This window comes from Bacillus sp. 103mf, from assembly GCF_900116295.1.
Classification (GTDB): Bacteria; Bacillota; Bacilli; order Bacillales; family Bacillaceae_G; genus Bacillus_A; species Bacillus_A bruguierae.
Genome location: NZ_FPAF01000005.1, coordinates 17,401 through 29,995, shown reverse-complemented (window position 1 = coordinate 29,995; position 12,595 = coordinate 17,401). Strand labels below are relative to the sequence as shown.

Annotated in this window: 4 protein-coding genes, 2 pseudogenes and 2 other annotated features; of the genes and pseudogenes, 2 read left to right on the top strand and 4 right to left on the bottom strand. The window is 35.1% G+C overall.

The genetic code is table 11. The features are described 5' to 3' along the window. Positions 1 to 106: 106 nt before the first annotated feature. Positions 107 to 319, bottom strand: a binding site (T-box leader). A 139-nt stretch (positions 320 to 458) separates the two neighbouring features. After that, positions 459 to 4,667, bottom strand: coding sequence for a tetratricopeptide repeat protein (locus tag BM350_RS13920; protein WP_170857713.1), 4,209 nt, complete (start codon positions 4,665 to 4,667; stop codon positions 459 to 461). A 113-nt stretch (positions 4,668 to 4,780) separates the two neighbouring features. Continuing rightward, the gene (ileS, locus tag BM350_RS13915) at positions 4,781 to 7,885 is read right to left on the bottom strand and encodes an isoleucine--tRNA ligase (protein WP_090911697.1); all 3,105 of its coding nucleotides are present in this window, start codon (positions 7,883 to 7,885) and stop codon (positions 4,781 to 4,783) included. 54 nt (positions 7,886 to 7,939) lie between these two features. Beyond that, positions 7,940 to 8,181 (bottom strand) — a binding site (T-box leader). Positions 8,182 to 8,365: 184 nt separating this feature from the next. On the opposite strand from ileS, the gene BM350_RS13910 reads away from it, so the two are divergent. Continuing rightward, positions 8,366 to 8,602: a hypothetical protein gene (locus BM350_RS13910; protein WP_090911699.1), complete on the top strand. Its 237-nt coding sequence runs from the start codon at positions 8,366 to 8,368 to the stop codon at positions 8,600 to 8,602. Between the two features lie 100 nt (positions 8,603 to 8,702). Here the strand turns inward: BM350_RS13910 and BM350_RS28045 are convergent. Then, positions 8,703 to 9,185 (bottom strand): annotated as a pseudogene (locus BM350_RS28045) (C39 family peptidase); the annotation flags it as partial. Positions 9,186 to 9,221: 36 nt separating this feature from the next. Next, positions 9,222 to 10,982 (bottom strand): annotated as a pseudogene (locus BM350_RS13905) (GW domain-containing glycosaminoglycan-binding protein); the annotation flags it as partial. 765 nt (positions 10,983 to 11,747) lie between these two features. On the opposite strand from BM350_RS13905, the gene BM350_RS13900 reads away from it, so the two are divergent. Then, positions 11,748 to 12,437 (top strand): YjjG family noncanonical pyrimidine nucleotidase, encoded by a 690-nt coding sequence (locus BM350_RS13900; RefSeq protein ID WP_090911702.1) that lies wholly within the window; start codon positions 11,748 to 11,750, stop codon positions 12,435 to 12,437. Positions 12,438 to 12,595 lie beyond the last annotated feature (158 nt).

Here is a 12,595-nt window from a genome sequence, read left to right as displayed (position 1 = left end):
TTCCGCCTCCTACTATTAATTGTATGATTGTATATTTATTATTGTCGTTGTCATCATCATCCACGGCCGCTCACCCCTTTCAAAGAATACAAAAATCCGCCCCTATATAAGGGACGGATTTCACCGCGGTACCACCCAAATTGTCATCTTGACCACTTTTCGCCTGATAACGGTAGGTTCCGTTTACTTTTACTAGTTGTTTACGTTCAAAATAACACTCACAGGTGTCTTTCCATCGCGCTGCACCGCAATCTTCTCAGCTACCGATTGCTCTCTGTAGATCAGTTCACGATGTACTTTTCCTGCTCATCGCTTTTTATATTTACGGAATATTCTATCCTTTCAAACAACGAAATGCAAGTTGTTTTTCTTTATTTTTTTAAATAATTTGAAAGGTTATTTCTCTTACTTCTTCTATACATCCGTTATTATCTTGTTATAAACTTTCCCAAAATTCATCAAATATATTGCTTTACATATTTTTTAATACGTATTAAATCTGGGTCCTCTTCCATTAATTCTGCAAAATAGCCGCTTTCATCTTCTTGCAGTACGCGCTCTAATTCAGTGGTCGCTTCTTCCTTTCGATTCAATACAGATAAATAGCATGCTTTATTATACCTGGCATTTAAATGTGATTCCTCCATCAATAATACCTCATCCATAAGCTGCAACGCTCTTTCTGTATCACCGTTTAAATGATAGGAAACACCAAGACCGATATATAGTTCCTCCTCTTCTGGATGATGCTCTAATCCTTTTTCCAATATAGCAATCGCTTCTTGGTAACGCTCTTGATTACTGTAAAGAGCACCTAAATGTATAAAACTACCACTCATCTTTGGAACATCTTCTGTTAAGGCATGGAGAATATATTCTCCTTCTTCTTCCCTTTGTAAATCTAGTAATATCGTGCCCTGCAGCATTCGAATCGATGCGTCCATCGGTCTTTCTTGCAAAATGTGCTCCGTTTCACGAAATGCCTCTTGTAGCCTTTCCCCATTGTCATCTACATGTTCTAAAAGTAGCATAATAAACTGATGTGCAACTTCATAATTCCAATGATTTTCGAGCGACTTACGTAATGTTTCTATTGCCTCATCAATGAGATTACCATTTACATAAAAGTGAGCAAATCGCTGTACCGCCCCGCCGTTTTCTTGATTTAGGTGGATTGCCATTTCATACAAATCAATAAGAGATGTAATAGAAAGTACATCCTGTGCACGTTTTCGAAAGCGGCGATATATTTTTGTGAAAAATGCTCCTGTTTGTTCTTCTTGCTCCATCTGTTCCATACATTTTTGTTCAAGTGCGGAAGCTGCATACATAAATGCATAACTTTTTTCTTCTTTTGATATGTCTAAATCTCCTAAATTATCACTTATACTTTTTCTTCGCTTTCGCAATTCGTCTATATACGTTACATACACTTCTTCATTGTGAACATTTTGCATAATAAGGTTCTCAATAACAGATAAGCCTTCTTTTTCATGCGAGGCAAGTAATATTTTCGCATAATGATGTAATATCTCTTCATGATTATTTTCCTTTGCCAGCGCCTGTTCTACATAAACACGTTCTTTCTGCCCATCACCAGATGCTCCGTACACATATGCAAGGCTATTTAAACGCCATGGCTCAGAAATAATCCCTTTCTTTTTGTTTAAAGCCGCAATCAGTTCCTTATGACGCCCGGCTTTTACTGATATATTCGCTAAATGCTCCATATTTACTAATAAAGGTGCATTTTTACAACCTTCAAACATATGATGCTGTTCGTTTTCTAAATCTTCTTCAACAAAGTAAATTTCAGCCAGTTTTAAATGCGCCATTGCAAAAGTAGAATCTCGTTTCACGCATTGTAAATAAGCTGTTTTTGCTTGTTCCCATTCTTCCAATGTTTTATACGCTTCTCCGAGCCTAAAATGCGGGAATGTATCTTCAGTGATCCGCGCCGCTTGCTCATATAGCTGAATAGCTTTCATATAATTCCCAGCCGACTCCTGTAATATTCCTAAATAACATAAATAATCTATATTATGATTATCTTCTTCAACTAAAGTACTTAAAAATGAAATCCCTCTTTGTAAAAATGGTGTATCTTCTAGCTGCGTTACATATATATCTAGTGCATCCCGGAAATTATTTTGTATACAAACGATTCCTTCTTCCATGATTGTTAAAGCCAATTCCACTTCTTTTTGCTCTATGCTTTGATCCATAGCAGCATTCCATAATACTTTCCCAGCATTAATAAGGAAGTCACTATCTTCAGTAAACTGTTTTTTCAGTCTAAAAATATATTGTTTTCCTGTTTCATAGCTTCTTTGTTTCATGTAGACTTCACCTATCCCTATATGACAGGATACATCTTCCTCGTCGTGTTGAAGTCCTACTTCATACATGTTCAGCGCTTTTTCATATTGCTCTCGTTCTAAATAAAAGTCTCCTAATTTCGCATATAATGCAGCTGATTGGACATCATATTGTATTCCTTCTAGTAAAATCTCTTCTGCTTTTCTTTCATCATCTAATTCTGCTTCATAAATATCAGCTAACATGATATATGGAAGCGGCAGTTGACGATCTAATGCCTTGCCGATTCGCAGTCCGCGAATTGCCGATCTTACCTTTCCTAATTTATGAGCACACCTCGCACGCTCACACCAGACATATCCGTCTCGTTTATATTGTTTTAACAACATAGTAAACACTTCATATGCTTCTTCATCTCGATCTGCATCCATTAAAATAAGAGCATGATTAACAAAAACAAAACGATCTTCGTAACGCCCCGTTGCAATAGACGAATACTTTAGAGCCTGTTCTAAATCACCTAAATACATATATCCAATTGCCATATAACTCCAAGCTACTGGCTGGTCAGGATCTAGCTGGAGCGACGCGCGAAAACTGGCGATCATATCATGATAACGAGATTCATCTAACGCAATGCGTCCTTCAATAAAATGATAGAATGAATTAGAAGTTTTATGCTTCACTTGTTTTAATACTTTATTTGCTTGTTCCAGTTCTTCAATACGCACAAAACATTGCGCTGCATGAAGGTTTACATAATCGGATTCCGGATAGGCATGTAAAGCACGCTTCGCACAGCTAAATATAAACTCCTTTCCATCTTGTAAATCTAAATGCTTAATCGCATATAGCCATGTATACGGATTTTCGTTATGCTCATGTAAAAGCCTTAATAAATTTTCCACATCGTCGTGTTCAGCAAATTCCATGTGATCTGTTAACGAAAAGATGCGATGGAAATACAAATCATCTTCTTCACATAAAGAAGAAAGCAGCTCACTTTTCTCTTTTGGAACAATTGCGATGGATAAATAGTTTGTATTTACATACTGCTTTGCAAATTCTTCATATGTGACAAGTATGCGCTCTGCAAAATTTGGATCTTGAATATATAAAACTTGCAGCTGATCATTATAACCAACTACCAATTGCACATGCGAAACATGATCTATATCGACACTAAGCATAACCGGAATACCGGCATCGATAAATCTTTTATACATGTCTACTGCACCTACAAAAAAGCGACTTTTATAACCAGTCTCTTCTACGTATTCAACTGTTTTTGACAACTTCGATCCGATTCCATCAAAAATATGCTTGGCAATTTCATCTTGATTTTCATGCTTTCCAAAAAGCTTCAGCATCATTTCGATACTTGCAGGTACACAATAGTTATCTTTCTGCACGACAGGTATAATTGGTAACATCACTTCTTTTTGCTCAGCAAAACGCAGCGCGTTGTGATAAGGGGAATCTTTTAAACTATTCTCATTTTCTAACAATGTTTGCAGAGTATCCCAATCACCTTTCGTATAATAGATTTCCGCCCAAATTTGTAAGAAAAACGATTGATAACTATGAAATGGCAACAACTTTTGAACTTCATGTAAAACTTGGCTCAGCTCAGCATATGCTTTTTGATCATATAATCTTTTAATCTTTTCTAAATAAAAGAACGGAACTTGTGGAAATTTCTTCATCGCTTCCGTAATGATTTGTAATGATTCTTCATGTTCCCCTTTCATAGAATGCAGCTCAGCCAATAAATATGTTGACGTATCTGCACATTCTTCATAATTCATTCCTTTTCGAAGTACTTCTTCTGCCTTTAGCCAATCGCCTTTAAATAAATAGAAGTAACCCCATTTATCAAAAATCGGAATTTCACTTAACTCTTCCGCTTTCTTCATATATGTATAAGCTTCCTCATAACGACGCATTTCCAGTATGCAGCGTGCCAATACGAAATATGTCTTTGCAAGGTGCTCTTTTTTAACAGCATTCCCTTCTTTTTGCAATGCCTCTTTTAACAAATCTTCTGCATCTAATGATTTTCGTTCATCAATTAAATCATCACAAAACCAAGTAAGCGTACGAAAACTGTTAAAACGACGATGCGCATACCGCACTATAAATCTACTATAAGATGGCATTAACCCTTCATCCAACAATTGAATAAGTGTATAAAAATCTTCTTCTGAAGAAATTTTACCGAGCCATTTTTTCATATATGAAAGGGATTTTCTTGCTCTTATTTCCTCAATTTCCTTTTGAATTTCCGATAAACCATTTAAAAATTCTTTCCTTTTTACGTATACCCTTAATTTCTCGAAGTCTCGCATCTTTTCACTCCATCCTTTTTTCATAATTTTATATACTAGTTATAGAACTTACAATGCTTTTTCACAGTTTCTTCAAAAGAAAAAAACAGAGCGTATACTCTGTTTTTCTTATCTTATATCTCGTTCGCTCTAAGATGAATCAACACATGCTTATTCCCTACTTGGATTTGCTTTGCTTGTTGCATCGATTCCTTGATGAATAATTGTTTCATAAGTAAGTTTTCTTGCAGTAATACTTTATACTTCATAATTACATTCTGTAATTCCTCACCACATTCAACTTCAATGTCTACTCGCAAATTTACTGGTAAATTCAATTGTTTTCGATATTCCTGCACAGCGCGAATAAATTCTCGCGCCATTCCTTCCTGCAGCAATTCATCCGTTACATTCGTATCTAGCATAACAGTATATAATCCATTCGCAGCATCAGCAAATCCTGTTTTCGGTATTTTTTCAACAAACACATCTTCTAATGTTACTGTGACAACTTCTCCAGCAGACAATTGACATGCTCCCTTTTTATCATTTAGAAACACTTTCACTTCTTCATTAGATAAATTTTGCAGCCAATGATTTACCGTATTGATTTGTTTTCCAAATTTCGGTCCTGCTTGTTTAAAGTTTAGTTTTAACTGATATGACATATATTCCGCTTCGCTATGTTCGATCGTAACTTCTTTCACGTTAAGCTCATCCATTATAATCTCTTTATAAGAATCCCAGTCCATTTCTTGCTTCGCATTCTCAAATACAATAAGTTTTGCTAATGGTTGTTTTACTTTTAATGTGTGTTGATTGCGAATACTACGTCCGAGCTCAACTACTTGCAAAACAGCTGCCATCTCTTTTTCAAGCTGTGTATGAATTAACGCTTCATCAAATACTGGATAATCTGCTAAATGAACACTGCTGCCTTCTAAATTGGAATGAATATCTTCTGCTAAAAATGGTGTAAACGGCGCAAGCAGCTTACTAATCGTAACAAGTACTTCGTGAAGTGTATCGTATGCTGCTGCTTTTTCAGCATTCATACCAGATGCCCAAAAACGACTGCGGGAGCGTCTTACATACCAATTACTTACCTCTTCCACTAATAATGCTATTTCACGCGCAGCTGTTGTAAATTGATAATCTTCTAAAGCCATGCTTACTTTTTGAATCGTACTATGCAGTCTTGATAGTACCCACTCATCCAATTTTGTTTTCTTTGTACTATATTCCTGTTTTGGATTGTATCCATCTAAATCCGCATACAATACATAAAAACTATATACATTTAGCAACGTATCAACGAGTTTCGACTTTGCTTCTTGTACAGTTCGTTCTGAAAATCGCTTTGGATTCCACGGCGCACTATCTACAAGAAGTGCCCACCGCAGGGCATCCGCTCCAAATTTCTCTACTAAATCTACTGGGTCTAACGCATTCCCTTTACTTTTAGACATTTTTTGCCCATTTTCATCTAACACATGCCCAAGTGATAATACACGCTTATACGGTGCTCTTCCAGTGTACAGCGTAGATACTGCAAGTAGACTATAAAACCATCCGCGCGTCTGATCAATTCCTTCAGCAATAACATCCGCTGGAAACTGTTCTTCAAATAACTCTTTATTTTCAAATGGATAATGATACTGAGCAAATGGCATCGAACCGCTATCAAACCAAACGTCAATTACTTCTGGCGTGCGATTCATCGTCTCACCACATTTTGAACACTTTACCTTCACTTCATCCATATATGGCTTATGCAACTCAATATTTTCATCTACAGCGCTAATCGCAAAATCCCTAAGTTCTTCAATACTTTTCGGCGCAAATTGATGATGACATCCATCGCACTCCCATACATTAAGCGGCGTACCCCAATATCGTTTTCGGCTAATGTTCCAATCAACCATATTTTCTAAAAAATTACCGAATCGGCCATGTTGAATATGCTCTGGATGCCATGTTACTTCATTATTATTTTGTAAAAATTGCTCTTTTAAAGCAGTTGTTCGAATGAACCAGCTTTCATTTGCGTAATAAAGTAACGGTGAATCACAGCGCCAGCAATGCGGATAACTATGCTCATACTTCTCCTTATGATAAAGAAGACCATGCTCAGCTAAATAGCGAACAATATCAACATCACACTCTTTTACAAATTTCCCTTGTAAAAAAGGAACATCAGATGTGTATTCTCCCTTCTCATTTACAACATTCACAAATGATAGACCATGTTCTTGAACCACTTTATAATCATCTTCTCCGTAAGCAGGTGCAATATGAACAATTCCTGTACCGCTATTTGCTGTGACAAAATCGGCATTTACAACACAATGGCCATTCGTAACGTCTGCAAATTGAAACGGCGGCACATAAGAAAGACCTATTAACTCACTTCCCCTGTGAACAGATAACACTTTATACTCTTGCTGCAGTACATCTTCCACTAACTCTTTCGCAACAATATAAACATCATCCCCTTGCTGCGCCCTCACATATTCCATCTCAGGATGAACTGCTAACGCTACATTAGCGGGAAGCGTCCACGGCGTCGTTGTCCAGCCGAGAATATACTCGTTTTCCTGATCTGCAAGCTGAAATTTAACTGTTGCACTTAAATCCTTCACTGTTTTATATCCTTGCGCCACCTCATGTGAGCTTAACGACGTTTGGCAGCTTGGGCAATAAGGAGAAACGCGGTGACCTTTATACAGCAATCCTTTTTCATGAATCGTTCCAAGAACATGCCAAACACTTTCAATATAGGAATTATCTAACGTGATATACGGCGTATTCATGTCAACCCAGTAACCAATACTCTCTGTAAACTCACGCCACTGCTTTTCATACGTAAATACACTCTCTTTACATTTGGCTAGAAAGGCTTCTACACCGTACTTTTCAATATCATGTTTACCAGAAATGCCAAGCTGCTTTTCAACACCTAATTCCACTGGTAATCCATGTGTATCCCATCCAGCCTTACGCAGCACTTTATATCCTGTCATCGTTTTATATCTTGCAACCAAATCTTTAATGGTTCGCCCTAAGGCATGACCGACATGCGGAAGCCCATTCGCAGTTGGCGGTCCTTCATAAAATACGAAAGATTGTGCACCTTCACGATTTCGAATCGATTGCATAAAGGTATCCTGTTCATTCCATTGCTTACGAATTCGTGCTTCTCTCCTTACAGCTAATTCTTTCACATCTACCTTCTTCATCTACAATCACTCCTTGAGAAATAACTAAAAGTACACAAAAAACCCGTCCCTATCATTAGGGACGGGTTTACCCGCGCTACCACCCTACTTCTATTGATCAATGGCTCATCAATAGCACTCAGCAACGTACAATCATACGCGTTCCTTGTAACGGTAGACAACCGTTCGAACTTACTATGTTCAGCTCGACTCCTCGGAGATGATTTTCAAACATATACCGAACACCGGTTTTCAGCACAGCACCGGCTCTCTGGGGAACAGTGATATATTTTACTTGTTCTCGTCATCAGATTTGTATACTTTTGTTAACAGTTATTTTATTCCAGTTCATTATCAATTGTCAATCATTTTAGAATGTTTTTAAATTATTTTTATTTAAACTCTACACTTATTGGAATGTGACATGCATAACAGCATGTCGCATGGTTAAACTACTGAAAGAGCTAAACATGTTTATTATTAGGAAAAGTGGTGTTTTTTATGTCAAATTTTTTAGAGCCAATCGAGTATGAAACAGGTACAGCGATTCAAACCTTTAACATTATAGAAACAAACGTTACTACTGATGGATATGAGGTTCTGTTGAATATTGATTTAGACAGTGGTTACGAATTAGAAAATGTCAAAATGCAAATTACCTATGAAGAATTAGCAGGGTATGAAACAACCGATATCCATGAAGGAGTAAAATATGCTTTAGGATTTTTTAATCATTAATTATTGGAATTTTGTTGAAATACTGATTGACACTCATATTTTCTTGTTTCCATACATCCATATAAAAAGGTAGAGTTATTTTTAAACTCTACCCAATACTTTAATATGAAATTGCTCGTCTATTTTGAGTAGACCAATTGTTATAAAAGTCAGACCAATACATAGAAGCATTTTTCTCACCAGTCCAAGGATCGTTATAATAAAAATTGTTTTCATCATACCCTACAAGCGTAATAGCGTGAACTGTAAAACCATGCATAGTCATCCAAACTACAACAGGTTTTCCAGCATCTAATTGTCTTTTTATATCTTGCCCAGTTAAATTTATTGAACTACCTGCGTATTTACGTACTAAATCCATTAGAGCAGGTGGATATATAGTCCACCCTCTACCAAAAGGGTTTCCTACAAAACCTAGATTTGGATCAAAACTAGAATACGGCATTTCGTATGCAAGTTGAACTTTATCTACGTTCGCACCTGCATATTGTAACATCATAGTTACAGAAGTTATCTCACAACCAGATACTAAATTTCTTGATGGCATATAAGGATCACGTTGGCTAATAATCGGCACATCCATATGTGGATAAGTAGAACCTTGAACAACTGCTCTACTATCTATCCAATTTAAACCGCCCTTATTGTCTCTAAAAGCATACCATGTTACACCGTTGTAATTTACAGATAATTTCACATTTAAATTCTTATTAGCAAAATTAGAAGCAAAGCCAATATAAGATGCGTTTTGCATACCATAAGGTCTTGACCATACAGTATGACCCTCAGGATTTGATACATGATACGTTTCATTCATTTCTATTATATTAGATGCACTAGAAATTGCTCTGGAGTCAACCCAACCCTCTTCATTGTTACCAATTTTAAAGTTATACCAAAGTACTCCATCTTTTTCCGTACTACGAATGATTTGAATTGGTTGATTTATGTACTTTACAGCAGGGTTAACATATTTAGCACTACTTTCACCATAAGGTAAAGTCCATACAATATGACCATTAGTGTCTCCAATCATTGCAGTTCTATCTTCATTCTGTATTGTAAGATTTGCTAATGTTTTTGCATCAACCCACCCTAACACTCTATCACCTAACTTGATTTTATCCCAAGTTACACCCCATTTTTTTACACTCTGTATAATTTGAACTTGTTTATAACTATAATCACTAACAGGCGCAATCCAATTTGCACCGTATTCTCCATATGGTACACTCCAAATACCGTCAGAAGGTTTTATAGAACCGCTTATTGTTAAGGTACTATTTTCAATTTGTACGTTTTCTAAATCCGTTACAACTCTATCACCATCTATCCAACCAATTAACTTACCGTCTTTACTTATGTGATACCAATTTGTGTTTCCTATTTTTACAGTTCTTATTACTTGTACAGTTTGATATGTATAATCATTTGTAGAACCTAAATATCTAGCACCCATGATACCGTACGGCGTTGACCATATCCCATTACCATTTGTATTTCCAATCATTACATTGAAATTAACAGAAGTCGATTGTCCTTTATCTAATGCTTTATCATCAATCCATCCGATAACTTGACCATTTAAACTAAATTTATACCATGTCGCATTTCCAAAAGTTACTTTTTTTATTAATTTAATGTTTTGGTAAGCGTATTTATCTGATAAGTCTATGTAGTTTGCACCGCTAATACCATAAGGTACAGACCATATACCATTATTTGATGTTGCACCCATTACGGCGTTTTCATCTATTTCTTGTACGTTTGTCAAATCAGTTAACACTCTACTATCAAGCCAACCGATTGTTTGTCCGTCTACACTAAATTGATACCATACTATATTGTTTACTGTCATTTTTTGAATCAGCTGAACTTCTTTTCCTACATACTTATTTGTGGAATCAACATAGTTTGCACCTTGTAATCCATATGGTACAGACCAAATGCCATTACCTTGTGAAAACTTAATAAATTGAGTCTCTTGTACTGTTGTTGCACTAGGTTGTGAGGTAGATGGTTGACTAACATTCTCTTGTGGATTAGATGATTTAACCTCATTACTTTCTATGTTATATGATTTGGCACTGCTATCTTGTTGATTATTTGAATGTACATCTCTATCTTGTACATTTTCTAACTTACTATCATTATCTTTCTGGGTATCTGATTTTATATTACTGCCTTGTAAGTTTTGTGAATTATCTATTTTAAAACTATTATCTTGTGATTGATCTTGTAAATTATTTGATTTAATATCTTCACCCTGTAAGTTATCAGCTTTTATAAACGTTGGTTCTGCTAACAATAAACATACGCCAGTTACTCCTATCACCGCAACTGATTTACTACGTACCTTTAACTTATTATTTTCACTCATAATCTTATCTCCTATTAAATTTAAATTGTAAGTTTAATTGATTTATTGTTGTCTTATTCAAATACTTAGAGAGTATACAATATTTTATGTAAATAAAAACATAAAAAAAGACCTTTTCTTAATAGAATTAGGTTACCGCAAAAATTCATAGAAAAGAGCCTTCCTATGAATCAGTTTACATCAAAAATCATGGAAGCACTAGTCCAAAACATGATATTACAGAGATTTTCATGAGCACTTAGAAAAAGCCGTGAATACACTACTAGCAGCAGAATTAACAGTTTTTTTAGACTATGCAAAATTACACAAAATATAAAGAAGACTACATACAAATAATTTCCCCGTGCTCAGATTTTCTCATAATCCCTGCTTAGTATGACATATGTCATATACAATACTTAATAAATATTGTAATTTATTAAGTGTCGTAAAACATAGAAGATATTTTATTTATAACCTAGCGCTTTAACGTATGACAGGACCTCATATGAATACGTTGATAAGACATTTTTATAAGACAGTTTGTATGTGACCACTACAAAAATTAACTATATATATCCATTTTAATTTTCCGTCATATAAGTCGCTGTTATGCAGAACGAAACATGACTGCTACTTGCTTTGTCATTTTGTTTTAAACCTTGCATGTGGCAGGAAAAGGCCCTGACCGCTTCTATGCATGGCCAGATGCTCTCGACCATCTAAAAGAAAGAGGTTTTTATGTCGGTTTTTTAATTTGTATTTATATATATCTGGAGGATTAATATGAAGTACGAAGTTATAATATTTGATGCAGATGAGACTTTATTTGATTTTAAAAAATCTGAAAAATACGCTCTTAAAAATACGATGCTGGCATGTAATATAAAATATGATGAAAGTTATCATTTAAAAATATATAAGGCTATCAATACAGCTATATGGAAAGAGCTAGAGGATGGACTTATTACTCAGAAAAACTTAAATGTTGAACGATTTAAACGGTTATCAAATAAATTAAATACTAAATTGGATGAAGTTGAACTCGCACAATTATATATGAAACATTTATCTAATGCTTCTTTTTTATATGATGAGAGTATAACCCTTGTCGAAAGTCTACATCAAGAATATAGACTTTCGATAATAACCAATGGTCTCAAAGATGTTCAAGATAATCGAATACGGAAATCTACTATAGCAAAATATTTTGAAGATATAGTAGTCTCTGAGGATGTTAATGTATCGAAGCCAGATTCTAAAATATTTGAGCACGCCTTAAACAATTTAAAGCATACTGACAAAAACAAAGTATTAATGGTAGGAGATAGCTTAACTTCTGATATACAAGGCGGAAACAGTTTTGGCATAGATACATGTTGGTTTAATCCTAATCAAATTGTAAATACATCAGAATTAAAACCTACTTATGAGATTTCAAATTTGATGGAGCTTAAAAAAATACTAAAAAAATAGTTATATATTAAGATAATAGTTATCTCAAAAAGATTTAAAAGAATACATTTTGAAAAAGATTGATTAAAATAAATTCCTACCGTTTTAAATAAACATTATGCTTTATAAAAAAGCTCCTCTAGGCACTCAAATGGCTTAAGGAGCTTTTCAAATCTATT

Bases quoted from the DNA above. Each gene is read 5' to 3' on its own strand.
- BM350_RS13900 (WP_090911702.1), top strand. From the start codon at position 11,748: ATGAAGTACGAAGTTATAATATTTGATGCAGATGAGACTTTATTTGAT.
- BM350_RS13920 (WP_170857713.1), bottom strand. From the start codon at position 4,667: ATGCGAGACTTCGAGAAATTAAGGGTATACGTAAAAAGGAAAGAATTT.
- ileS (WP_090911697.1), bottom strand. From the start codon at position 7,885: ATGAAGAAGGTAGATGTGAAAGAATTAGCTGTAAGGAGAGAAGCACGA.
- BM350_RS13910 (WP_090911699.1), top strand. From the start codon at position 8,366: ATGTCAAATTTTTTAGAGCCAATCGAGTATGAAACAGGTACAGCGATT.